The 24,413-nt window shown below is 44.8% G+C and carries 20 protein-coding genes; 8 read left to right on the plus strand and 12 right to left on the minus strand.

Features of this window, described 5'->3' with window-relative positions; genetic code table 11:
* Positions 1-2: 2 nt before the first annotated feature.
* The 6 genes from rimJ to QMA41_RS03830 form a co-directional block, all read right to left on the minus strand.
* The gene (gene rimJ, locus QMA41_RS03805) at positions 3-581 is read right to left on the minus strand and encodes a ribosomal protein S5-alanine N-acetyltransferase (RefSeq protein WP_064488294.1); all 579 of its coding nucleotides are present in this window, start codon (positions 579-581) and stop codon (positions 3-5) included.
* A complete protein-coding gene (gene tyrR, locus QMA41_RS03810) occupies positions 582-2,126 on the minus strand; it encodes a transcriptional regulator TyrR (protein ID WP_281628893.1) in 1,545 nt (514 codons plus the stop codon).
* A gap of 102 nt (positions 2,127-2,228) precedes the next feature.
* Positions 2,229-3,278, minus strand: coding sequence for a TIGR01620 family protein (locus tag QMA41_RS03815; protein WP_095665513.1), 1,050 nt, complete (start codon positions 3,276-3,278; stop codon positions 2,229-2,231).
* Positions 3,275-4,651 (minus strand): YcjX family protein, encoded by a 1,377-nt coding sequence (locus tag QMA41_RS03820; RefSeq protein WP_281628894.1) that lies wholly within the window; start codon positions 4,649-4,651, stop codon positions 3,275-3,277. The genes QMA41_RS03815 and QMA41_RS03820 overlap by 4 nt, the downstream gene beginning before the upstream one ends.
* Positions 4,652-4,780: 129 nt before the next feature.
* A complete protein-coding gene (locus tag QMA41_RS03825) occupies positions 4,781-4,966 on the minus strand; it encodes a hypothetical protein (RefSeq protein ID WP_006958884.1) in 186 nt (61 codons plus the stop codon).
* A gap of 110 nt (positions 4,967-5,076) precedes the next feature.
* Entirely contained in the window at positions 5,077-6,600 is a 1,524-nt protein-coding gene (locus QMA41_RS03830) for a fumarate hydratase (protein WP_006958887.1), read from the minus strand.
* Positions 6,601-6,791: 191 nt separating this feature from the next.
* On the opposite strand from QMA41_RS03830, the gene pabB reads away from it, so the two are divergent.
* Complete coding sequence (gene pabB / locus QMA41_RS03835) at positions 6,792-8,159, plus strand: aminodeoxychorismate synthase component 1 (RefSeq protein ID WP_281628895.1); 1,368 nt, start codon at positions 6,792-6,794, stop codon at positions 8,157-8,159.
* Here pabB and QMA41_RS03840 read toward each other — a convergent pair.
* A complete protein-coding gene (locus QMA41_RS03840) occupies positions 8,156-9,847 on the minus strand; it encodes an ATP-binding protein (RefSeq protein ID WP_281628896.1) in 1,692 nt (563 codons plus the stop codon). The two genes, pabB and QMA41_RS03840, sit on opposite strands and share 4 nt — an antisense overlap.
* A 5-nt stretch (positions 9,848-9,852) precedes the next feature.
* Entirely contained in the window at positions 9,853-10,395 is a 543-nt protein-coding gene (locus QMA41_RS03845; protein ID WP_006958892.1) for a heme NO-binding domain-containing protein, read from the minus strand.
* 83 nt (positions 10,396-10,478) lie between these two features.
* Here QMA41_RS03845 and QMA41_RS03850 point away from each other — a divergent pair, with 83 nt between their 5' ends.
* The 4 genes from QMA41_RS03850 (at position 10,479) to QMA41_RS03865 (ending at position 16,037) form a co-directional block, all read left to right on the plus strand.
* Positions 10,479-11,087: a CoA pyrophosphatase gene (locus QMA41_RS03850; protein WP_021457455.1), complete on the plus strand. Its 609-nt coding sequence runs from the start codon at positions 10,479-10,481 to the stop codon at positions 11,085-11,087.
* 290 nt (positions 11,088-11,377) lie between these two features.
* On the plus strand, positions 11,378-12,631 hold the full coding sequence (locus tag QMA41_RS03855; protein ID WP_281628897.1) for an aromatic amino acid transport family protein: 1,254 nt from the start codon (positions 11,378-11,380) through the stop codon (positions 12,629-12,631).
* A 93-nt stretch (positions 12,632-12,724) separates the two neighbouring features.
* The gene (locus QMA41_RS03860) at positions 12,725-14,086 is read left to right on the plus strand and encodes an L-serine ammonia-lyase (protein ID WP_019276100.1); all 1,362 of its coding nucleotides are present in this window, start codon (positions 12,725-12,727) and stop codon (positions 14,084-14,086) included.
* 238 nt (positions 14,087-14,324) lie between these two features.
* Positions 14,325-16,037 carry an EAL domain-containing protein gene (locus QMA41_RS03865; RefSeq protein ID WP_038512193.1) on the plus strand — a complete coding sequence of 571 codons (1,713 nt, stop codon included), beginning with the start codon at positions 14,325-14,327 and terminating at the stop codon, positions 16,035-16,037.
* A 32-nt stretch (positions 16,038-16,069) separates the two neighbouring features.
* Here the strand turns inward: QMA41_RS03865 and QMA41_RS03870 are convergent, their stop codons facing one another.
* Together QMA41_RS03870 and QMA41_RS03875 are read right to left on the minus strand one after the other, a co-directional pair.
* Positions 16,070-17,224 carry an aromatic amino acid transport family protein gene (locus tag QMA41_RS03870; protein ID WP_038512195.1) on the minus strand — a complete coding sequence of 385 codons (1,155 nt, stop codon included), beginning with the start codon at positions 17,222-17,224 and terminating at the stop codon, positions 16,070-16,072.
* 406 nt (positions 17,225-17,630) lie between these two features.
* A complete protein-coding gene (locus QMA41_RS03875) occupies positions 17,631-18,272 on the minus strand; it encodes a hypothetical protein (protein ID WP_281628898.1) in 642 nt (213 codons plus the stop codon).
* Between the two features lie 415 nt (positions 18,273-18,687).
* Between QMA41_RS03875 and QMA41_RS03880 the strand changes: the two genes are divergently transcribed.
* Together QMA41_RS03880 and asnS are read left to right on the plus strand one after the other, a co-directional pair.
* Positions 18,688-20,301: a methyl-accepting chemotaxis protein gene (locus QMA41_RS03880; protein ID WP_281628899.1), complete on the plus strand. Its 1,614-nt coding sequence runs from the start codon at positions 18,688-18,690 to the stop codon at positions 20,299-20,301.
* 182 nt (positions 20,302-20,483) lie between these two features.
* Positions 20,484-21,884: an asparagine--tRNA ligase gene (asnS, locus tag QMA41_RS03885; RefSeq protein ID WP_029236143.1), complete on the plus strand. Its 1,401-nt coding sequence runs from the start codon at positions 20,484-20,486 to the stop codon at positions 21,882-21,884.
* Between the two features lie 342 nt (positions 21,885-22,226).
* Here the strand turns inward: asnS and QMA41_RS03890 are convergent, their stop codons facing one another.
* Both QMA41_RS03890 and QMA41_RS03895 read right to left on the minus strand, forming a co-directional pair.
* Positions 22,227-22,436 (minus strand): hypothetical protein, encoded by a 210-nt coding sequence (locus tag QMA41_RS03890; RefSeq protein WP_006958908.1) that lies wholly within the window; start codon positions 22,434-22,436, stop codon positions 22,227-22,229.
* Positions 22,437-22,532: 96 nt separating this feature from the next.
* Positions 22,533-23,924 carry a PLP-dependent aminotransferase family protein gene (locus QMA41_RS03895; RefSeq protein ID WP_281628900.1) on the minus strand — a complete coding sequence of 464 codons (1,392 nt, stop codon included), beginning with the start codon at positions 23,922-23,924 and terminating at the stop codon, positions 22,533-22,535.
* A gap of 195 nt (positions 23,925-24,119) precedes the next feature.
* On the opposite strand from QMA41_RS03895, the gene QMA41_RS03900 reads away from it, so the two are divergent.
* Positions 24,120-24,365: a hypothetical protein gene (locus tag QMA41_RS03900; RefSeq protein ID WP_006958910.1), complete on the plus strand. Its 246-nt coding sequence runs from the start codon at positions 24,120-24,122 to the stop codon at positions 24,363-24,365.
* The last annotated feature ends 48 nt before the right edge of the window (positions 24,366-24,413 follow it).

The raw sequence follows: 24,413 nt of genomic DNA on the forward strand, positions 1-24,413 counted from the left end.
GCTTAACTCTCTTTCCAGTTAGGGTTAATCAGTGATGTCAGGTTATGGTCTTCCCAGCGGCCATCAATCAGCAAATAGTCCTCAGCAAACCCTTCCCGCTTGAAGCCTAAACGATTCAAGACCGCCTCACTGCGTTGATTGCGTGGCATGTAGCCCGCCATAATCCGATGGATATTCTGGATGCCAAACATGTAGTTCACGGCCATCTTCAATGCCCGTGTCATCACGCCTCTTCCTTGCGCATTCTCACCAAGCGAATAACCAAGATTACACGCATGAAATGGAAATCTCGAAATGTTGCTAAAGGAAACGGTACCTAACATTTCTCCGGACTCACTATCAATAATGATCAGGTAGTAACCCAAGCCCATTCGATGCAACTCATTAAGCTTTATCAAACGCTGCGTCCAGCCTGATTCAGAGAAGAAGGCATCTTCGCGTCGTGGTTCCCATTGTTTCAGGTGTGCACGATTGGCAATAAAATAGTCGGAGATGAGCTGACCGTCCGTTGGTTCTGCAGTGCGCAGGATGATATCCCCATCCTGCTCAAACACCTGCTGAGGAGTACTGAGTCGTTCCATTTAGTTTTTTCTTATTCCGTATTCACGTAGCTTGTTAGCCACAGAGGTATGAGAAACATTAAGGCGTTTTGCTAGCTTACGGCTGGATGGGAAAGACTGATAAAGTCGCTCCAGAACCTGCGACTCATAGTCTTTCATGATTTCATCCAACGAACCGTCGAGGTTAATTGTTGGGCCTGTCGAAGCTGGGCTTTCTAGTTGAGGCAGGTGGAACAAGTCGATCGTTAAGGTATCTGAATCCAGCTCAGTCAACGCGCGGAGCACCATATTTTCTAGCTGACGCATGTTACCTGGCCACTGGTAATTCACCAGTTGATCAACCAGTGTTTCTTCCAGCTCAGGTTTCATGATGCCTAACTGCTTAACGTATTTAACAACAAACAGATCCAGCAATGGGCCTATATCGTTAGAACGTTCGCGCAGTGCCGGAATATTGAGTGTCAGTACATTAAGACGGTAAAAAAGATCTTCTCGGAAGGATTTCGACTCTGCCAAATCTGCCAGATTATGGCGCGTTGAAGCAATCACGCGTACATCAACATGAATCTCCTGCTCCGCACCTACACGGCGGAAAGTACCATCTTGTAACAGGCGCAGTAATTTGATTTGCAGATGTGGGCTCATTTCGCCAATTTCATCTAAAAAGACGGTGCCACCATCTGCTTGTTCAAATATACCCTTATGACCTTGCTCATGATTGAATGAACCTGGTGCATGACCAAACAGTTCCGTCTCCGCGACATCATCAGGCATGGATGCACAACTCAAGACTAAAAACGGAGCTGCAGCTCGGTGAGAGCGATTATGGCACGCTCTGGCGAGCATTTCTTTACCCGTACCTGTTTCACCCTGAATCAGCAGTGGCTGCTCAAGCATCGACAGCTTCTTAGCTTGGCTCATCAGTGCCTTGTGTCGATTAGACACACCGACAAAGTGTTCAAAACCAAGGTTATTATGTAGAGGTAATGAGTCTTCTAACGCCGACTTTTCTTGAGATGAGCGGATGATCATTACCGTACTGGCGAGAATCGATTCGTTGGATTCATCAGTAATATAGACCGGCATGATCTCCATGATGTAATCGAGACCACTGATAACGATATTTTCCCGCTGACGGGTAATTTTGCCTTCCACCCATTTGGAGAAGTTGAAGCTTGGTAGCAAGGTGCTGATCTGGTGACCAATCATCTCTTCTTCTTCGCAGCCGAACAGGCTTAGCGCTGCATGGTTAGCCATGTCAACATTGCCTTTCAGGTCGATGGCCAATACTGGCTCAGGAAGATTGTTCAACAGAGAGATAAGTTCTGTGTTGTGCCTTTCCATCGGCATAAATTGAATTTTTCTTACGTCTCTTACACCTGATATACGACGTATCTCTGCCATGAGTTCACTGAAAGTATCAAAATCAATATCCGGGCAATTCAGATAGATAATGCCCGTAATGTCGATTTCGATCCCTCGCAAATCAATATTTTTAGAAGCCAGAATATCGAGCAGCTCACGAGTAAGCCCCAATCTGTCTTCACATGTCACTTCTAAACGCACTGATTAAATCCCTAGTCTGAGGTGTCAGGAAAAGTTGACAGTAGTTTCCCTTAAGCCTAGATCCTCGTCAAGCAAACCGACATTACTTGCTTCACATTCGCACTATTTGATTGTTATAGAGGCGATTTTTTCTACAATCTGCTTTCGAATCGCACCCAAGTTCACCTTTCTATCTGGGTGCCAAGGTATTGGTCTTAACAATGCCATCGCTTTCACCCCAAGCCTTGCGGTCAGTATCCCAACACCCAGCCCTTGCCCTGCTCTGGCCGAGACTTTTCCTGCTAGATCCATAGACATCAGATCCATGCTCGCATCTATCGCTATTTCACTGGCACCTGCAGCCGCCATATTGATCAACGTTGCTTTGAACAGCTGCAACCTAGACCAGTATCCAAGCTCTACACCGTAAACATCGGCAAGACTGTCGATCATTTTGAAATTGCGCCATGCCACCAGCAACATGTCTGCAATAGCCAGTGGGCTTATTGCCACCAAAGCGGCTGATTCCGTTGCATGCTGCGTAACGATTTTGGTCGCTTTTTTGTCCTGTTCACTCACCACCATCGCGTCATACATGTCGAGCACTTCGGCGTCGCTGTGAGAGGCATTCACACTGTGTGTCCAACGATCATAACTTGGTGATTCTGTCTTAATGCCACTTTGCTTCGCGATAGATTCGCAAAACGCTTTACCTTGCCCAACGCTGTTTGCTTCTATCAAGGCTTCACTCTGCTCTTGAATAGAAAAGTGACGACGTAACGCTTTAAGCTTCCATAGCTCCTTTCCAATTGCCCCGACTCCTAACGCAGCCAACGTTGACATAAAACCAGCCCAGCCAAGCGCTAGCCAATCAGAACTTTGAACAGACGTAATAATACTGTCTATGGCTTGCCAACCAACCAAGCCAGAAAACGCCGTAAGTAACCCGCTCGCTAACCATCGGCGCCCTGTTTTAGGTCGAATCACCTGCTCCAGATTTTCTTCAGCTTCGCTTTGCGTTTCTTCTGACCTGATTGCCGTTGGTATAAAGGTTTCTTGTTCTTCAAACTGCATTTGGGAGGTCAAGTCCGGGTCGCTCCCCATAGGCTCTTGCTCCAACGTTTGAGTGAAGACTTGTTTTTGCTTTAGCTTTGCATCTTGAGAATCGGTCATTTCAGCTTGTCTCCAATCAGGTATTCCAGCGCTTTATCAATACGAATATGGGGCAGAGGATCATCTATCGAGCTAGGGAGTGGCCGGAAAGCAGTAAATTCGAACCCTTCGTTTTGCCAGAAACTCTTCTGAGGCAGTTTTTTTGGAACTTCGCCAGGAAAGATTGTCATTGGTTGTTCATCAAGGGTTATACCCTGAATAGCGGGAACTGATTCGGTACCACGATTGATGAAACCTGTTTTAGTTGCCTGAATAGACGCCATGGAGATACAACTCATTTCGATGTTTTCATAAGAGGCTGTCTGCCAAGCGGGATGCACCATCTGCTGCAATAAAGAAACTAGGTTTGGATGCTGCTCTGGCGTCACATGATCGGCTTTAGTCGCAGCAAACAATATCTTATCGATTTTCGGGGCAAATAATCTCTTTAACATATTGCTTCTGCCATAGCGGAAGCTGTGCATGATCTGCTCAATCGCATGGCGCATATCGTGGAAAGATTCGTAACCGGCGTTTAATGGTTGTAGGCAATCAACCAATACAATTTGACGATCAAATGTCGAAAAGTGATGCTTGTAAAACGCTTTCACAACCTTTTGCTGATACTCCTGATACCGCGCTTTTAGCATGGACAAATTGGAGTCCTTGCTGGCCTTGTTCTCTTCATCAAAGCGGCAAGGAAAAAACTGCAAGACTGGCGCGCCCTCTAGTTCACCAGGTAAGACAAACCTGCCCGGCTGAACCCAATGCAGCCCGGCATCCTTACAATCATGTAAATACTGGGTGTAGCTTTGCGCGATCGCCTCAAGCTCTCTTTCGTTGACGTCATCTGCTAGGTTTAGTTGTTCAAGTTTGGCTAACCACTCTTTTGCCAACTCTCCACGCTGACCTTTAAGAGCCGCGAATTGCGTCTGTGACCACTCATGAAAACTCATATCCAATAAAGGGAGATCCAGTAACCATTCACCGGGATAGTCAATGATATCGATGTGCAGCGTTGATGTGCTGCCAAACAACTTTTTGGACTTTCTCGTCGGCTTGTATTTCACTGCAAGACGAATTTCACTCACATCGCGAGTCGGCTCGGGCCATTTTGGCGGCTGTGTGAACACATGCTCCATCGCTTCATCGTAGGCAAAACGTGGCACCATCATATTGGCTTGGGGTTCACGCTTCGCACCCACTAGGCGCTTATCGCGTGCTGAAACCAGTAAAGGAAGATTGTCGTGAGTGGAAGTGTGCAACAACTGATTCACCAACGAGCTGATAAACGCCGTTTTCCCCGCACGAGATAAACCAGTCACCGCGACACGCACATGAGAATCGACGCTGCGGTTAATAAAATCATTCACTTCCTGAGTAATACTCTTCATTTACTGTCTCTTTGTTTTGAACACGAGATTATCCTAACCATTGTAATCTTAATGAAAGATGAATAAAAAAGCCTCCGATATAAATCAGAGGCTTAGTATGTCACTTGGGTATCACATATTGCATTGTGTCTAGTCGTCTTCAATCAGCTTGTAGATGACAAACAACGCAATCTCCAGCAATACAAACAAAGCACAGGTGATCATTACGTACTTTTGATTAAAGATGCTGATGCCGTGAAGGACAATATCGTAGCCGATGAAAACACCTACAACCACGGCAATGATTAGCTGTAAGATTTGAATAAATCGAGGCATGAATGCTCCTGAAGTTCTTCAATGCAGAGAACAGTATATAAAAAAAGGCGCGGCCTCTGCCGCACCTTCATCAAATATTTGCTATGTAATTCAGCCGTTTCTCACAAAGATCAGGCTTGAGATTCCATTTCCTGAATTTTCACTTTCCAAGTATCAGGACCAATCTGGTGAGCATTAGCACCAGTTGAATCTACAGCAACGGTCACTGGCATGTCTTCGACTTCAAACTCATAAATCGCTTCCATACCTAGGTCTTCAAACGCCACAACGCGTGCTTTCTTGATAGCTTTTGCCACAAGGTAAGCCGCACCGCCAACTGCCATCAGATAAACCGCTTTATGCTTTTTGATCGACTCTACCGTCGCTGGACCGCGCTCTGCTTTACCAATCATGCCCATAATGCCTGTTTCTTCAAGCATCATATCGGTGAACTTGTCCATACGAGTTGACGTAGTCGGGCCTGCCGGACCAACCGCTTCGTCACCCACGGCATCAACAGGGCCTACGTAATAGATAAACTTCCCTTTAAAGTCGACACCTTCAGGCAGCCCTTCACCACTTTCTAGCATGCCTTGAATACGTTTATGAGCAGCATCACGACCTGTCAGGATTTTACCAGACAGCAGAACGGTTTCGCCAGTCTTCCACTGTTCTACATCTGCCTGAGTCACCTCTTCAAGGTTCACGCGACGAGTGTTTGCTCCCGCTTCCCAAGTGATATCTGGCCACTCTTCAAGTTTAGGTGGTGTAAGATCCGCAGGACCTGAGCCATCCAATGTGAAGTGAACGTGTCTTGTCGCCGCACAGTTTGGAATCAAGCACACTGGCTTAGAAGCAGCATGCGTTGGCGCTGTTTTGATCTTCACATCTACCACGGTAGTTAAACCGCCAAGGCCCTGTGCACCGATACCAAGTTTATTGACACGGTTGAAAATATCTAGACGTAACTCTTCTTCAGCGTTTTCTGGACCACGTTCGATCAACTCTTGAATATCAATGTGTTCCATTAGAGATTCTTTTGCCAGTACCGCTGCTTTTTCCGCAGTACCGCCAATACCTATACCCAGCATGCCCGGTGGACACCAACCTGCGCCCATCGTTGGCAAGGTTTTTTCTACCCACTCTGCAATATCATCTGATGGGTTAAGCATTACCATCTTAGTTTTGTTTTCCGAACCACCGCCTTTGGCTGCAATTTGGATTTCAACCGTATTGCCCGGTACCATATTGATGTGCACAACCGCCGGCGTATTGTCTTTCGTGTTAATACGCTTGCCCGCAGGGTCAAGAAGCACTGATGCACGTAGCGGGTTGTCTGGATTGGTGTATGCCTGACGTACACCTTCATCGACCATCTGTTGTACCGTCATATCGGTCGAGTCCCATTGAACTTGCATACCGATGTTAACAAAACAGGTCACGATACCAGTGTCCTGACAGATCGGTCGGTGACCTTCTGCAGACATACGGGAGTTAATCAGAATCTGTGCCATAGCGTCTTTAGCCGCCTGACTTTCTTCTTTGTGATAGGCTTTTTCCAGGGCTTGAACAAAGTCCAGAGGGTGATAGTACGAAATGTACTGAAGTGCATCAGCGACACTGCTGATCACATCTTGCTTGCGAATTACCGTCATTGCATGCCTCGTTATAGTTATGCTTCCTTTATACCGCTATCAAAACGTTTGCTTATATAAGCAAGTTTAGAAGACTGACATCACCTTTTTATTATAAAACGTCAATGTAGCGGCGATAGTTCGCAATATGATACTCTTGGTTTCCCTCTCTTGCCATGCAGTGAACTAACTCTTTGTCACAAATTAAACAAATGAATAACAACGCGCCAAATTGCTTAGAAATCAAGCCGATTAACTATCACCCAGAGCTATCCAAGCAGCTTTTTAGCCCCATAGAATCTAAGCCTTGGGCAATGTTGTTACGTTCCGCATCAGAGAGCCATGTCGACAGCCGATTTGACATCTTGGTTGCTAATCCACTGGTAACATTGACTACATCAGGCAACACCACTCGAGTTGTCACTCCACAAGAGACTTTTGACTCTGAAGGTGATCCTTTTACCTTGCTCGAACAGCAGCAAACTCAATGGTTACCAGAGCAGCAGTACTCTGGCGAACTTCCATTTGTGGGAGGAGTACTGGGTTACTTTGCTTACGATCTTGGCCGACGTGTTGAGCGATTACCTCAAATTGCACAACAAGATCTGACAACACCTGATATGGCTGTTGGTTTGTATCAATGGGCAGTGATCGTTGATCACAAGCGACAGCAGGCATTTGTCATAGGCGAAGAGGTAGAGCGCCACTACGATTGGTTGGTTTCTCAGTCTCTTCCAACTCAGGCCAAGTTTGCTCTACAGAGTGCTTGGCAGTCAAACATGACTAAAGAGAGTTACAGCGAAAAGTTTGCCAGCGTACAAGAGTATTTGCGCTCTGGAGATTGCTACCAAATCAACCTTGCCCAGCGCTTTCAGGCAAAGTATTCAGGAAGCGAATGGCAAGCCTATCAAAAACTGGAATCCTACAATAAAGGGCCATTTTCAGCATTCGTTCGCACCGAACACAGTGCAATCCTCAGTGTCTCACCAGAACGCTTCCTTCAAGTTCATGATAGACAAATTGAAACTAAGCCAATCAAAGGTACTCGCCCACGCCATCCGGATGCTACTAAGGATGCAGCTTCAGCACATGAGCTCGCCCACGCAGAGAAAGATCAGGCTGAGAACTTGATGATCGTCGATCTGCTGCGCAATGATGTCGGCAGAGTAGCGAAGCCAGGAAGTGTGCATGTACCTAAGCTGTTTGATATTGAGAGCTTCCCTGCCGTTCACCATTTAGTGAGCACCATTCGGGCAGAGCTGGATTCACCCTACTCTCTTGCTGATCTGTTACGAGCCAGTTTTCCGGGAGGATCCATTACTGGTGCACCCAAAATCCGTGCTATGGAAATCATTGAAGAGTTAGAGCCTCATAGACGCAGCGCCTATTGCGGCAGTATTGGCTATATCAGCCGCCATGGTGCAATGGATACCAGCATTACGATACGCACGCTCATCGCTGAAAATAATCATATTTATGTATGGGCTGGAGGCGGTTTAGTCGCAGACAGTGAAAATGACGCTGAGTATCAGGAAACGTTAGACAAGCTGTGTAGAATTCTGCCTGTGCTCGAAAGTTAAGCCCACTTTTCAAGCATCAATCTGAGATCTTTTGCGGTATAAGGTTTGGTTAAAATGTCATCCATACCGCACTGGATACACTTTTCACGTTCTTCAAGTGTCGTTCCTGCAGTCAAGGCAATGATCGGTTGGCTAAATTCTTGCTCTCTAAGATAACTGGTCGCCTCAAAACCATCCATTTCTGGCATTCGGCAATCCATAAAGATTAAGTCATAGCTGCTTCCCGACGCCGCTTTTATGGCTTCTAAGCCATTACTGGCAATATCAGGGGTGATCGATAACTTCTTCAGCATTTGATTAATAATGACTTGGTTCATCCGAATGTCATCCACCACTAAAATAGACAAGCTTTCTAGCGGTTTGGTGACACCACTGTCGGTTTTCTCGATCTTCGACTCTTGAGTGGCAACTTTAAGTGGGATGGATAGTTTAAACTGGGTACCAACACCTGTCTGGCTGGTAAAGCTGATTTCGCCTTTCATCAAATCTATAAGATTTTTACAAATAGCCAGCCCTAGTCCTGTTCCCTCAAAATTACGTTTAGCGGTTCTGTCTGCTTGTACAAAAGGATCGAAAAGAATCGCTTTCGCTCCTTCTGGTATCCCTATTCCCGTATCTTTGACCGAGATATGAAGGTTGTTTTCTTGCCAGAATACTTCAACCTGTACAGAGCCCGCAGAGGTAAACTTGATTGCATTTCCGACTAGGTTAATCAGAATTTGGCAAATACGATCGAAATCTCCTATCAGAAAATCGGGGACTTCCGGAGCCGAGTGAATTGAAAACTGAATCCCTTTTTCCTGAGCTTTATTCGCAAACACGCCCTGAAGCATGTTCGTTAATTCTTTCCAAGCAAAAGTCGATGGAATAAGCTCCATCATGCCCGCACTCATCTTACTGAAATCAAGAATATCGTTGATGATATGTCTTAAAAAATCCCCCGTATGAGATAGATTTGTTAGCAAAGTACGTTGCTCTTCGTCTAGCGAGGTATCGGCGAGCAATTCAGCGCTACCAAGCAAGCCGTTTAGCGGTGTTCTCAACTCATGATTAATCATGGCGACAAACTCTTTTGTCGCTCTTTCCGATTCTTCTGCTCTGGCCCTAGCTTCTTGGGTATTCGTTAACATAATTTGCCGGCTAATGGCGCTGCAAAGCAAATCCGCGACCAAGCGCATCTGACTAACTACAAACTCCTCCTCGATGTCTTGATCTTCTGTGAGTACCGATAACTCTCCCACCACCTTATGATCAATCTCTAACGGAAGAGATACTCTGTCTTCTTCCCAAAATGCATAGGGCTTGACCTCATCGACCTTGTCCCTTTGCGCGTGCCCGAAGCGGCTATCGTGAATCGTTGAAACAATATCGGTCGCTAGAAACAAACCCGATTCGGTCAACGCAGATGAGGAATCGAGTCGTTCAAGAAGATTAGAAAGCAAACCATCATCCAAGGTACGACTGAGAAAAGCACGTCCAAAATGAATCAGAGTTTCGTTAATTTGCTCCTCGAACGCTAGCTTATGCAAGTCTTTGTGTGTTTGCCTTTTAAGCTGCGTAAGAACCAGTTTTAGGTGTTCATTCGCTTCGTAAAGTTCGAGGCTTTTCTGCTCCAGCAACAACTCAGCTTGCTTGCGTGCAGCAATCTCTCTGGCAAGTTTCCGTTCTAGCGCAGACCCATTACTCATTGATTTTACCCGACGACCGTAACCTTGAACCTAACATCATTACCGCTTTTGTCGTTGTTTTCCATTGCAATATTAAGTGACTCATCAAAATGCTGGGCACATCCCTCAATCAAGCCTAAGCAGACATGGGACATACAGCGGGCGCTTTTGTAGTCAAAGATCATTTCTGTTTCCGTTTCAGAAATGAATTCAAAACGTGGAGGGTTAGCTTCTTGATAAAGTTTTTTCACTTCAATATGGATATAGTCCTCAACTAAACGAATAAACTGAAGAGAGTTTTTACACCCTTGAAGGCTACTACGCTCAGGCAACGATTCGTAAAGATTTTCGAAGACAGATTGCCCAAAAACGCGCTGTAGCTCTTCAGCAGGAATACCCGTTTGTTTACTCAACTGGACGATAAGTTTTACCAAAGCTTTGTGGTCATAACTGCCTACTGATGTGTAAATGCCTTCATCACCCGCATCAGAAAGCAGTTGATCAAGTGCATCAAGGCCAAACTTCTCTTCGACTAAGTCCATAAATTCTGTGAAGATAATTCCTTTCATATATTAAGCTATCCTTGGTATATGATGGTCTTTCAAGCATGAATCATAAAGTATAGTTTTTCAAATACGCATATGGAGCTAACGTGTTGTCAGAACTCAATAAAAATCAATTAATTCAGAAGTTCCAGTTACAGCAAACCGTCGACTACCACCACGAAGCAATAAAACGAGTTGCACATATCAATCATGCATCCTTACGTAAAGCCTCAGTACTTATCGGTTTTGTTGAGAGGGGCGATGGGCTGAACATCATTTTCACCAAGCGCGCAAAGCACTTAAAACATCATCCCGGGCAGGTCAGTTTTCCGGGTGGAAAATATGAAGATTGGGACAATTCACTGGCTGATACAGCGTTAAGAGAAACTTACGAGGAAATCGGCATTGAACACGGTAAGATTTCCATTTTTGGTCAGATGCCAGAACTGGTGACGATCAGCAAATTTACAGTAACACCTTTCCTAGCTTTCGTTTCATCAGACTATGAGACAACCATTGACACCAATGAAGTGGATGAGGTTTTTGAAGTACCCGCAGAAATTGTTCTTGATAAACACCACCTGCACAGTGAACGTTTTCAGTTCCGCAATCATTCACACCGTGTATTTGGCTTATCCTACGAAAAGCACTTCATTTGGGGAATGACAGCGCAAATTATCCATGCCATGCAGAAACATATTATGCATCAATATTAATAAACCTTGATATTGTTCGAAGTTTCATCACATTAGTTAAACTATTCATCAATAAGGCAAACGTTTTCTCGCGACATGCATAAAACAAATTTGCAACAAGATTAGTTTTTCTAATGAAATGGATTAGCATAAATCACTAGTAGCACATCATTTTCGTGAGCAAAAACCTGTTTTTGACATATCATGTTATAACTCGTATCAATTCATGATTTAGATCTATTTTTCGTGCAAGATTTTTATGCAAAATTGCACTCGACTTATTTCCTGTTCCCAAAAATGAGTATCACAAAATGAATGCTACAAATTCAGCGGTTTCGACCGCACAATCGTCTAGTAAGTTTTCTTACAAAGACTTCACTTGGTGTCTGTCACTTTTCGGTACTGCAGTAGGTGCTGGCGTACTATTTCTTCCAATCAAAGCGGGTGCTGGCGGCTTTTGGCCATTAGTTATCCTTGCACTAATCGCAGCACCAATGACTTGGTTCGCTCACAAATCTCTGGCTCGTTTCGTTCTTTCTGCGAAAAACCCTGAAGCTGATATCACTGATACAGTGGAAGAACATTTCGGTAAAACTGGCGCAAACCTTATTACTTTTGCTTATTTCTTCGCTATTTACCCTATTGTTCTTATCTATGGTGTTGGTATCACAAACACAGTAGATTCTTTCCTAGTCAACCAAATGGGCATGGAATCTATCCCTCGTTGGCTACTATCTGGCGCACTGATTGCAGCCATGACTGCGGGTGTTGTATTCGGTAAAGAGCTAATGTTGAAAGCTACTTCTGCGATGGTATACCCATTGGTATTCATCCTTCTTGCTCTGTCTTTCTACCTGATTCCTGACTGGAACAGCTCAATGGTTGAAGTCGCACCTAACTGGTCTGCAATGCCTTCTATCGTTTGGCTAGCAATCCCAATCATCGTTTTCTCTTTCAACCACAGCCCAATCATCTCTCAGTTCTCTAAAGAGCAACGTCGTGTATATGGTGAAAATGCTGTTCAAAAAACAGATGCTATCACTGGCGGCGCAGCAATGATGCTGATGGGCTTTGTTATGTTCTTCGTATTCTCGGTTGTACTGTCTCTATCTCCAGAGCAGCTAGCAATGGCGCAAGAACAGAACATCTCTGTACTGTCTTACCTAGCAAACGTTCATGAGTCTCCACTTATCTCTTACATGGGTCCACTTGTAGCATTCGCAGCAATTACGTCTAGCTACTTTGGTCACTTCCTAGGAGCACATGAAGGTCTTGTGGGTCTAATCAAATCTCGCTCTGAAGCACCAAAGAGCAAGATTGAAAAAGCTTCTCTTCTTTTCATCGTTATCACCACTTGGATTGTGGCTATTGTTAACCCAAGCATCCTTGGCATGATTGAAACCATGGGCGCGCCAATGATTGCAGCGATCCTATTCCTAATGCCTGTTTTTGCGATGCAAAAAGTACCAGCAATGGCGAAGTACAAAACTTCTGCGCCTGTTCAGATTTTCACAACAATCTGTGGTCTTGCGGCAATTAGTTCTGTAATCTACGGAGCACTTTAATCACACTAGTGAATTAAGTGGTTAAACAAAAATATAACGATAATAATAAGCCTCCCGCTCCCCGTTGGGAGGCTTTGTTTTGAGGAAATCGATATGATTAGTGTTTTTGACATCTATAAAATCGGTGTTGGTCCTTCAAGTTCGCACACTGTAGGCCCAATGAAGGCGGGCAAAGAGTTTATTGATGATTTACGCTCAATGGGAAAATTGCGCGACATCACTAAAATCACCGTTGACGTTTATGGATCGCTATCACTGACAGGGAAAGGTCACCACACGGATATCGCTATTATTATGGGTCTTGCAGGCAACACCCCTGAGAAAGTCGATATTGATTCTATTCCGGGCTTTATCGCTCGTGTAGAAGAAACTGAGCGCCTACCTGTTGGCATGCACTGTCACACAGTATCGTTCCCGAAAGATGGTGGTATGAACTTCCATACTACTAACCTTGAGTTGCACGAAAATGGTATGCAGATCCACGCTTGGATCGACAACGAGAAAGTGTACTCAAAAACCTATTACTCAATCGGTGGTGGTTTCATCGTTGACGAAGAAAACTTCGGCAAAGAAGAAGAAAACCCGATTAAAGCGCCTTACGAATTCACAACCGCTGAAGAGCTGGTGAACCAGTGTAAAGAAAGTGGCCTCTCCATCAGTACACTAGTGATGAAGAACCAGGCAGCACTGCACTCTGAAGAAGAGTCTCGCACTTACTTTGCCAACATTTGGAAGACTATGCGTGAGTGTATGGATCGCGGAATGAATACAGAAGGTATTCTGCCTGGTCCACTTCGTGTACCTCGCCGTGCTGCGGCTCTTCGCCAGCAACTGATGACTTCTGAGAAAACGACTAACGATCCAATGGCTGTTGTAGACTGGGTCAACATGTTTGCTTTCGCCGTTAATGAAGAAAACGCAGCAGGTGGCCGTGTAGTGACAGCACCAACAAACGGTGCGTGTGGCATTATCCCAGCGGTTTTGGCCTACTATGACAAGTTTATCCAAACCGTCACTGAGAAAGATTACATCCGCTACTTCGCGGCTTCTGGTGCGATCGGTGGCCTTTACAAGCGTAACGCGTCAATCTCTGGTGCGGAAGTTGGTTGTCAGGGTGAAGTCGGCGTAGCGTGTTCAATGGCAGCGGCTGGTCTTGCTGAGCTTATGGGTGGTAGCCCAGAGCAAGTCTGTATGGCTGCGGAAATCGCGATGGAGCACAACCTAGGTCTAACGTGCGATCCTGTTGCGGGTCAGGTCCAGGTTCCATGTATCGAACGTAACGGTATTGCTGCCGTGAAGTCGATCAACTCCTCTCGTATGGCTCTGCGTCGTTCATCGGCTCCGACTGTGTCTCTGGATAAGGTTATCGAGACCATGCTAGAAACCGGTAAAGACATGAACGCAAAATACCGCGAAACTTCTCAAGGTGGCCTTGCAGTAAAAGTTATCTGCTAACACTTTAAGATATCTTGTTTGGAAAGCCTGAGCAGTCGCTCGGGCTTTTTTATTTCCTGTCTCCCCCTCCTATCTGTTACGCTTGCATCCTTTTTAAAATCACGTAGTTAAATATATAAAAAAAGCTAAATAAGACACTATATCCTCTTACTTTGGATATGCTCGCAATACATCACATCCAACTTGTCTCATTATTGATAACTTCCCGCTACATTTAATCCCAGGAGCGCCTTCACAAATGATTAGGTTTGAATTAGGAAACCAAATCTGCGTTTGTTTGTCAGACAGCGACATCTCATTAGAATTAAACAACACACGACATTCTTCTCTTTCAATCAGCCAAAATGAATATCTGATTTTAAGTATCATCTCTTGTTACGGAACGTTAAATGCCCCGATAAGCCAGCGTTGTATCGAACGCAAAATCTCTCAACATCACAATGTCACGCTGCCTGAGAACGGATTTAAAAACATCGTCGCTTCGTTGCGAAAAAAGTTTAAGCAACTGACCAAATCGCATCTGGATTCGCGCCAAAATGTCATCGAAAACATCCACCGAATTGGATATTTTGTGCCTTTTAAAAGTCATGACAATCAGCAAAATGGCGTTCAGCAGCAACTAAAAATCAGCAAAACATCTAAGCACACTATTCGTTACGCTATCGCCCTATGTCTTACGGACAAAAAGCTCTATACAGACCTAGGGCTGACTTTAGCTGTCGCCAGCTTTATCTTTTTTGCCGTTTGCTATTACGCGATAAGTAGTATTTTGAATCAGGGGTATTTTGGCGATGTTGAAGACTTTACTGATGCACTATCCGAGCAATCTTGTTTTTCTGATCCAAACACACTGAAGTCACTTTTCGATGATGCCGAGCTTATTGAATCAAGCATGATGATCGACAAGTTCAATACCTACTGCCTGATCACTGCCGATTCTGTTATGCCGGTCAGCCGAGTCCAGTACGATGAGTGGTTTAAAAACAGCAGCTACACTACGCACTCAATGGAGAAGAACAACACCAAAATGACGGTACGGGTCAGGAACATTAACCTATATCGCTCAATTGATAACTATATTTCCACCATGTTTCTAGCAGGAATGAAAGTATGCACCAACACCGGAAACTCGTTTAACATTGGTAGTACTGACGGAAAAGTGTTTGTTTCTAAAGAGCAAGGAGATGGGTTCAAAGAGTTTTTCTACGTTTCAAATCCAATTAAGAATATTTTACTCTTTACTGCGATGCTGATTGTCATCATTCGCTACAAACGCTTACTCGCGTTAATTCAATATTTTTGGGCAATTCGCCGATTTAATCTCAAACTGGAGCCCATTTACGATACAACCAGTCATCAGAATATTCACTACGAAGCCCTATCTCGCTTTAGTGTTTCGAACACTCAGAAGTTCATTGAAACACTGATCGCAAACAAATTGCTGTTGCTACACACTCTATTGGTTATCCGCATTATCTTTAGCACTAGCAAGGCTCTGATTGCTCCTTTAAGTATCAACGTTTGCCCTTCCCTGCTAAGAGGTAAACGCTTCTCTGTACTTTATGAAGAGCTTAAACAATATGATTGCAGCTACTTGACCGTTGAGATTACTGAAAATGCGTCCATGTATTATACGAATGAGATTTATCAGAATATTACAAGACTGAAAACACTCGGCTGCTCTATCAGTATCGATGATTTTGGGACAGGAAATAACAACGTTGAACTTATTAGCAAGATTAAGCCCGATTACCTTAAGATTGATAGAGAGTTTGTTATTGGCCTCAAGAAGGACAACAAGCGCATCGAAACATTAAGGCAGTTGATTGCCATGGGAAAAGCCAATCAGTGTAAAGTAATCGTAGAAGGCGTAGAAAGTGCGGATTGCGCCCACCTTTTAACAACACTGGGCGCCCATATTCATCAGGGTTTCTATTACTCATTAAGCTGAAAATAAAGAGGCGGGATACCCCGCCTTTTTGTTTAGATAACCTGAGAAATCAGCAAAAATCCGCCAAAAAACAATGAAAACATCAGCATTAAGCTGCCACCTTCTGCGGTGTATCGAGTCGGTTCAACGTTCGCCAATCGAATTTTGTAGACCATAGCCAGCGGCACAAAGACTGCGAGAAACACCAAAATGATTCCCGCGTAGCTAAGCACCGCAAGGAACTTGTCTGCTGCCATGAGAGCGCCCGCCAAAGGTAGAATGAAGGTAACAAAATACGTAATGACCCTGTTCTTCCTCAACATGTCGGTATTTTGGTTGAATAAAGACATCGCCACGCCAAAAAACGAGGTCAACAACGCCAAACCCGTAAATACAGACAACACGGTGCCAATCCAAGGCGAGTGATGCTCAAAAGCTACTATCAACTCGGAGACATTAGAGAATTCGCCCAACTGTTCAGGTCTGAGGTTACCAACAACCGCAAACAACCAACACAAATAACAGATCAATGGAATGATCGAACCAAGAATAACCATGTTTCGTAGCTGTTGATCGCTGGCTTCATGGTTATAAGAAACCAATGATGGAATCACCACCATAAACCCAAAACTGGTAAACAGCACAGCACTGGTTTTAATCAACTCAACTTGGTCTTGGTTCATTACTTGCGACAGGTTCGACAGTCGAAAATCTGGCAGTAGTAAGAACAAACTTAAAGATAAACTCGCAATCATGATGAAGAACAAACTACGATTTAGCTTGTCAATAACGCCTGTACCGCAAGCCACCACTGCGCCTGCAATGAGAGTAAAGAGAATCTGGCTTTGACTTGCCGTTAAATCAAGACCGATGGAAGCCGTGAACTGGCTTACCAAATCGGCAGCACCTAGGATATACGCCATCAATAAGCAGATTAGTAGTGCGTATAGCAGCAGGTTGGTAACCAATTGTCCAACCTTGCCGAGCGTTTGGCGCGCGATGGAGTTAAGCCCTAAGCCTCCACCCGCTTTCAAAGTTGCTTCAAGCAATAGCAATGCAGCATATGTTGTGCCGAAGCAAATAAAAATCATTAATAATGTTCCGTACCACAAGCCAAATTGTGCCAGAACCATTGGAATTGCAAGCATGCCAGCACCCAGTGCTGTGCCGGAGATGATCAGGGAGCTACCCAGTAGTTTTGTATTCATAATTTTCGTATCTGATTTGATTATAAAAAAAGATTGAGATGTGCGCGTGCCTAGCGCGATGGCTAACAATCAGAAGCGATACGAATAGCGATGTTTAAAGAAGAAAACGCTAAGAAAAGAGTGACGTAGAAAAGAGATGTGACGAAACACTTGGGAAAAAGCTGAAGCATTGATCAAAGCGTGGGGAGAACCTTCAGTCGGTTCAATGATAGGTGTTGTAATTTTGAAAATCATTTTAGGCGTCCGATAAAACTAGACAGTCCTTTAGAACAAAAATAGCAAATCCTCTGCTACCTGCTCTTCAACGTGAAGAGGAGATCCATCTTAATCATTGATGGTTGGATTGCAATGTCCGTACCTAAGAAAATGTCCAGTTTCATACCTGTGGACGCGTCCAGCCGTGCACTTATTGTTTCGGATGAGGCACTTCTTCGAGAATAATTTTTCCTTTCAACTCGGTTCCAGCATCTTTGATCAGATTGATTGGTGACATAATCACCCCTTTTACCGCGCCAGACGTTGCCTGCTCAGCAATTTTCTGGCTTTGATCGACAATCTCATCGGCCTTCGCCAACATTGGCGGGATCTCAACACGCAACGCTTGAGATTCTTTAACGACAAGAGGAATGGTTTCTTTTCTGTAACCTTCACTCTCAATCAATACTTTTGGTATCACTGTTGTCCGATACTGTTTGGCCTCTCCAATCACCAAAGGAATCACCGACTGGCGATATAGTGCCACTTCTTCGACAATGGACGGAATTTTTGCGTCAATGGATGCTACGGTTTTGTTAGTTTCATTCACCGCCGCAGTCACATCTTCAATGCTTTTTATTGTCCTTGGTACTAACTGCTCTAGTGTATCGGCAACTGCCAGCCATTCACTGACTTGCAGATTTTCGGAAAGCGTTCTGATGTCCTCAATGATTTGAGGATAAGTGTCGATGACCTCTCCCACTTTGGTGGTCATACTATGAATCGTATATCCCAAATAGAAGATAGAGAGCGCCAATATCAATTGAATCGCCGAGCCAATCTTTGCTGCCATAGAGTCACCCTTACCTGAATTACGTTTCATCCACTCAACAAGCCCCATATTGGGAGATCATTGATCTATAAAGATAATAAGCCTCTTTCTGGGACAAAAAAAGCCACCGTAATAGTGGCTCGCGGTTATCTTGCCCGTAGTTGATCATTTGAAAACTAGTCATCTCAGTTTCTGTATTCATCAACGGATTGAACATCACTACCACCTAGTCTTGAAATAACTATTCACGTCACACTCGAAGCACGTCGATATTACGTCACTACGTCAAACTTTTGATTACATAAGCCCCACATCACATTTACATAATCCACACATTGTGTAGGGTCACAATAACTATGCTCATCCATTGAGTGAATGTGCATATGCGTCATTATATTTGACGTCTATTCCAATTCTAACAATTAAGCATTTGCAAATGAGCTCAACCATTACTACCAAATTGCTGGCAACCCTAGTCACGGTTTTCTCTCTGGTACTCGCCTCCTCCACCGCGTATCAGTATTGGCAACAAAAAGAGCTGATGAATTCCGTCCTCAGTGAGCAACTACACGACAAAGCCAGTAACTACTTCGACAGCCTCAATATGATGATGCTGACTGGAACCATGGCACAAAAAGAAACACTCCGCCAAAAAGCTCTAGCTCAAGATGGTATTGAGCAAGTAAAAGTACTTCGTGCTGATGCAGTCAGTAAGTTGTACGGGCCTGGCCAACCAAACCAAGCGCCTGAAGACGAGATTGATCAACGTGCGCTCAATGGTGAACTAGTCATCGAGCCCATCTCCGCTGAGTGGGGTAAAGGCTTAGTTGTCGCATTACCTATGAAGGCAAGCGAAAACTATCGCGGAACCAACTGTGTCTCTTGTCATATGGTACCAGAAGGTGAAGTGCTCGGCGCCATTCGATTGGAATACAACTTATCTCACGTCAACAGCATGATCAGTCAGCGCACGATTATCGCCGTGACCATAATGGCAACATTTGGCTTCATCGGCTTTTTGCTGACTCTGTTCCTGATCCGTAAATTCATTGTTCGCCCGATTCAAAAGACATCGCGTTACATGCAGAGCGTAAGCGAAAGTAAAGATCTCTCGAAGCGTATTCAGCATAAGAACAAGGATGAGATTGGTCAGCTATCTGTAGCGATCAATTCGTTTATGGATACGGTTAGCCACAGCTTAGAAAAAGTGCAGGAAACCTCTCATCACCTCACCAGTTCGGCTGCGGGGCTCACTGATGTTGCTCAGGTTACCGATCAAGCCGCTCACAACCAGCAAAACGAAACCTCAGATGTCCAGACCAACATCGAGCAAATGCAGTCTCAGCAAGTCCAAGTTGAACAAGCCACTGATGATGCCTCTAGCTTGATCAAACACACCACCAGCATCGCTGAACAAAGTGCTGGTCAGGCGCACAACGCTAGCACTGAAATCAAGAGTCTAGTAACCGATATTGAGCAAGTGAAAGTCAATATTGTTGAACTCAACGATCAAACGGCAGAAGTCTCGACTATTTTAGAAGTGATCAAAGGGATTGCGGAGCAAACCAATCTATTGGCACTAAACGCCGCTATTGAAGCCGCGCGTGCAGGTGAACAAGGTCGCGGCTTTGCAGTGGTCGCGGATGAAGTACGCCAGCTCGCAAGTCGAACCTCGCAGGCAACAGGAAGCATCGAAAACATCATTTCTCAATTCCAAAAAGACAGTGAGACCTCACTGGCCTCCGTTGATACCGTGTGCGAAACCGCCCATGAACGCTCCAATGAGATTGAAGCGCTGTCTGTAGCAATGTCTGAAGTGGTGACTGAAATGCAACAAGCGCTCTCTCATGCGCAAAGCATTCAGCAGCAAACCAGCAATACCACTCACATTAGTCAGCAGGTGCAACATAAAGTCGAAATCATCACCCAGCATGCCGATGACACCTCTCAATCTGCCGCAAAAACGCGCGACATCAGCATGAATCTAGAGCAACTTTCAGAACATTTGGAGTCTTTAATCAACCAGTTTACGCTTTCGCGGAAGAATTAAGTCGATTTGGACATTTTTTGCGCCACTATTAGCGAATAAAGGTTGAAGCCTAAAATTTGAAAGGTAATATGTTCCATTGAATAGATGAAATTCAGTCCAACCCAATGTTTGCTCACTTTTTATTCGGTGAGCCCACAAAAAACATTGGGTTGATTTTTTACTCAATGGAGAATATTTACAACATGACTTACGCGCCTGTATCAGACGTATTAAGCGGTAAGCTAGCAGTTGACAGTGAAGTAACTGTCCGCGGCTGGATCCGCTCGCGTCGTGATTCCAAAGCTGGAATCTCTTTCCTTGCCATCTACGACGGCTCTTGTTTCGACCCGATTCAGGCCGTGGTCCCTAATAATCTAAATAATTACAACGAAGAAGTCCTAAAACTGACAACAGGTTGTTCTGTTGAAGTGACAGGTACTATCGTTGAATCTCCAGCTAAAGGTCAGGACTTTGAGCTTGCAGCGACAGATGTAAAAGTCGTTGGCTGGGTTGAAGATGCTGATACTTACCCGATGGCTAAAACTCGCCACTCGATTGAATACCTACGTGAAGTGGCACACCTTCGTCCACGTACGAACGTGATTGGTGCAGTCGCACGTGTACGTAACTGTTTGTCTCAGGCAATTCACCGTTTCTACCACGAGCAAGGTTACTTCTGGGTATCTGCGCCACTTATTACCGCTTCTGATGCAGAAGGTGCAGGTGAAATGTTCCGTGTCTCTACGCTAGACATGGAAAACCTACCGCGCACAGAAGAAGGCAAAGTGGACTACAACGAAGACTTCTTCGGTAAAGAGACGTTCCTAACGGTATCTGGCCAGCTAAACGGCGAAGCTTACGCTTGTGCTCTAAGCAAAGTTTACACGTTCGGCCCTACGTTCCGTGCAGAAAACTCAAACACCAGCCGCCATCTAGCGGAATTCTGGATGGTTGAACCTGAAGTTGCTTTCGCTGATCTTGAAGATATCGCGAAACTGTCGGAAGACATGCTGAAGTACGTATTTAAAGCAGTACTAGAAGAGCGTCGTGATGACCTTGAGTTCTTTGCACAGCGCATCGACAAAGAAGCGATTACTCGCCTAGAGAAATTTGTTGAGTCTGATTTCGCTCAGGTTGATTACACTGATGCAATCCAGATTCTTCTCGACTCTGGCCGTGACTTCGAATTCCCAGTTGAATGGGGTATCGATATGTCTTCTGAGCACGAGCGTTACCTAGCGGAAGAACACTTCAAAGCACCGGTAATCGTTAAGAACTACCCGAAAGACATCAAAGCCTTCTACATGCGCCTCAACGAAGATGGCAAAACAGTAGCAGCAATGGATGTACTTGCACCGGGCATTGGTGAAATCATCGGTGGTTCTCAGCGTGAAGAGCGTCTGGACGTTCTTGATGCCCGTATGCGTGATATTGGCATCGACCCAGAGCACATGGATTGGTACCGTGACCTTCGTCGCTACGGTACAGTACCTCACTCAGGTTTCGGTCTGGGCTTTGAGCGTCTGGTTTCTTACGTAACAGGTATGGGTAACGTACGTGATGTTATTCCATTCCCACGTACACCGCGCTCAGCTAACTTCTAAGCTAGAAGCAAACCAATAGTGTTTCGAAGCCTCCTTCGGGAGGCTTTTTTGATCCCTGAAAAACGCTCAAATATAGCTCATAATTACTAAGTGGCTTTGTAGTGAGGAGTCAAACAATGAGAGTTTTTAGATTGGACGATTTGTCGTACTACGGAAGGCATGAGCATGCTATGGAATGGGATCATCCAAGCACTTCACATCCCTATTACTGGCATCCAGATTGGCTGCAGAATGCGGAAGATTTGATGGGGCTCTATCCCGATAATAGTCACCCTACCTCCGCAAATCCTGATGAGTAGTTCACAGCAATAAACCTCCCTTACACAGGGAGGTTTATTTTCACTATTGGGAATCTTCCGCTTTTGAGGCGTATTTGATGCCGAATAGGCAAAGCCCAAACATTACAAACGGAATGGCTGCTGCGGTGTATTCAGTCCACACCATATCAGCAAAAGACTTAGCAAGAATCAGGTGACCAAAAATCAATAAGAATGCGCTGAAAATCGCGATGGCAATCAAACGAAATTCCTGCTTATAGCGTTGTTTTTCCATACTTTCCTCGCTAACTGTTTACATTTCTGGAGTATTTCATCACAGACCTCGTCAGTTAGCGCAGTACAGTTGAAGCGAAAAAAAGCCAAACAGTATTTAATCAGTGATCGCGTTAGCAATTTCTATCACGGTCTGTTCCAGCTCACTAGTCATCGGATACGACGCATTCAGACGGACGCAGTTTTGGAACTGTTCGCGGGAACTAAAAAGGCGTCCATAAGCAATGGTAATGCCGCGCTTTTGCAATGTTTGATACAGCAGGTATGTGTCAACATTCTTACTCAACTCTAGCCAGATAAAATACCCTCCATGAGGCTGACTGACTTTCGTCCCTTGAGGAAAATGACGCTTTACGACCTCAACAAAAGCCTGCTGTCTGGCAGACAATTCCTTGCGTAGTTTTCTCAAGTGATTATCGAGGCTTTCGTACTGAAGGAAATGTGCGACCCCTTCCTGAACGGGGACGCTGCCTGACAAGGTCGACACAAGCTGGAGCTTCTGCAATCGCTCATTAAACTGACCATTCACAACCCAACCAACCCGATAGCCCGGGCATAAGGATTTAGACAATGAACCACACAGCAGAACCCTGTCTTCTTGATCCCAGTACTTAAGCGGCATCGGTTTACGATCGCCAAAATAGAGTTCGGAATAAACATCATCTTCCACAATGGCAAGCTGATGTTGGTTCGCCAATTCAATAACCTTTTGCCTGTTAGCCGACGATAGGCTGGCTCCGGTCGGGTTGTGGAAGTTTGGCATCAGCCAGCACGCCGTCACCTTATGTTTTTTAAGCGCTCGCTCAAACTTCTCCAAACATAACCCAGTTTCAGGATGAACTGGGACTTCGATGGCTTTTAGGTTCAATCGCTCAATCGCCTGAATGGCGCCATAGAATGCTGGGGCTTCAACGATCACGGTATCACCAGGCTGGGTTACCACCTGGAGCCCTAAATTCAGCGCTTCCATTGCGCCTGAGGTAATGACGATATCAGTATGAGAAACCGTTATACCTTGCTTGAGATAACGCTGCGCAATTTGGCGACGCAGTGCCTCGTTGCCGGGCGGCATGTTGTCAAACACACTGTTAAGCGGCATTTTACGCCCCGCACTTGCCAAATGACGGTTTAGTGATTGAAGAGGAAATAATTGAGGGTCAGGAAAAGCCGAACCGAGGGCAATATCGGCTTTACTGTTACTTTGTAAGAACTCATACAGCTTATCGTTAAATTCAGGTGCAACGACTTTGCTTTCTGGCTCAGGAGTTGGAACCCGTTCCATGATCGAAGTAACAAAATAACCTGACTGTGGTTTGGCGAGTAACCACCCTTGAGATTCAAGAAGTTGATACGCCTGAAGGACAGTTGAAGCGCTGACTGAACAGTTACGACTGGTCATTCTGACAGAAGGTACTTTCTCTCCTGCACGCCAAATACCATTCTCAATTTGTAACTTAAGCTGCTCAGCCAATTGTTGATAGCGATTCATACTTCCCTCACCTTTTCATTCAGGAGACAAAAGATATCACACATTTGATTCACACTGGCTTAAGCTAACTAAAACAATTTAGTTAATTTTTAACGCATTCTGTTTGTTGATACTAATCACATTAAATATTTACTTCTCTGTTACATTTAATCACGTATTAGTGATCCAAATAACTTAACGTAAGGACCGATAATAATGAAGAAATACGATGAGTCACATATCGAATACAAAGGTGAAAGCAACGGTGTTCATAGCTGGATTGCTCCACACGGTCAGCCATATTACTGGCATCCGGACTGGCTACACATCGCTGAAGACGCGACTGGCTCACACCCTAAAAAAGACATAGATGTGGACCAAAACGAGAAACCCACCGAAAAACACGCGGTAAAAGCAATTCTTTCACACTTAAATGACTGGGCAGCGAAAAAGCTAAAGTAATTATTTTCGAGCCCATCCCATAACTTCATCTACTAAGTCACACATCGG

This window comes from Vibrio sp. St2, assembly GCF_947311885.1.
GTDB lineage: Bacteria > Pseudomonadota > Gammaproteobacteria > Enterobacterales > Vibrionaceae > Vibrio > Vibrio coralliilyticus.

What these genes read in the sequence shown, in the direction of transcription:
- rimJ (WP_064488294.1), bottom strand. Translation starts at nt 581, where the DNA reads ATGGAACGACTCAGTACTCCTCAGCAGGTGTTTGAGCAGGATGGGGAT.
- QMA41_RS03815 (WP_095665513.1), bottom strand. Translation starts at nt 3,278, where the DNA reads ATGACCGATTCTCAAGATGCAAAGCTAAAGCAAAAACAAGTCTTCACT.
- QMA41_RS03820 (WP_281628894.1), bottom strand. Translation starts at nt 4,651, where the DNA reads ATGAAGAGTATTACTCAGGAAGTGAATGATTTTATTAACCGCAGCGTC.
- QMA41_RS03825 (WP_006958884.1), bottom strand. Translation starts at nt 4,966, where the DNA reads ATGCCTCGATTTATTCAAATCTTACAGCTAATCATTGCCGTGGTTGTA.
- QMA41_RS03830 (WP_006958887.1), bottom strand. Translation starts at nt 6,600, where the DNA reads ATGACGGTAATTCGCAAGCAAGATGTGATCAGCAGTGTCGCTGATGCA.
- pabB (WP_281628895.1), top strand. Translation starts at nt 6,792, where the DNA reads ATGAATAACAACGCGCCAAATTGCTTAGAAATCAAGCCGATTAACTAT.
- QMA41_RS03840 (WP_281628896.1), bottom strand. Translation starts at nt 9,847, where the DNA reads ATGAGTAATGGGTCTGCGCTAGAACGGAAACTTGCCAGAGAGATTGCT.
- QMA41_RS03845 (WP_006958892.1), bottom strand. Translation starts at nt 10,395, where the DNA reads ATGAAAGGAATTATCTTCACAGAATTTATGGACTTAGTCGAAGAGAAG.
- QMA41_RS03855 (WP_281628897.1), top strand. Translation starts at nt 11,378, where the DNA reads ATGAATGCTACAAATTCAGCGGTTTCGACCGCACAATCGTCTAGTAAG.
- QMA41_RS03860 (WP_019276100.1), top strand. Translation starts at nt 12,725, where the DNA reads ATGATTAGTGTTTTTGACATCTATAAAATCGGTGTTGGTCCTTCAAGT.
- QMA41_RS03865 (WP_038512193.1), top strand. Translation starts at nt 14,325, where the DNA reads ATGATTAGGTTTGAATTAGGAAACCAAATCTGCGTTTGTTTGTCAGAC.
- QMA41_RS03870 (WP_038512195.1), bottom strand. Translation starts at nt 17,224, where the DNA reads ATGAATACAAAACTACTGGGTAGCTCCCTGATCATCTCCGGCACAGCA.
- QMA41_RS03875 (WP_281628898.1), bottom strand. Translation starts at nt 18,272, where the DNA reads ATGGCAGCAAAGATTGGCTCGGCGATTCAATTGATATTGGCGCTCTCT.
- QMA41_RS03880 (WP_281628899.1), top strand. Translation starts at nt 18,688, where the DNA reads ATGAGCTCAACCATTACTACCAAATTGCTGGCAACCCTAGTCACGGTT.
- asnS (WP_029236143.1), top strand. Translation starts at nt 20,484, where the DNA reads ATGACTTACGCGCCTGTATCAGACGTATTAAGCGGTAAGCTAGCAGTT.
- QMA41_RS03890 (WP_006958908.1), bottom strand. Translation starts at nt 22,436, where the DNA reads ATGGAAAAACAACGCTATAAGCAGGAATTTCGTTTGATTGCCATCGCG.
- QMA41_RS03895 (WP_281628900.1), bottom strand. Translation starts at nt 23,924, where the DNA reads ATGAATCGCTATCAACAATTGGCTGAGCAGCTTAAGTTACAAATTGAG.
- QMA41_RS03900 (WP_006958910.1), top strand. Translation starts at nt 24,120, where the DNA reads ATGAAGAAATACGATGAGTCACATATCGAATACAAAGGTGAAAGCAAC.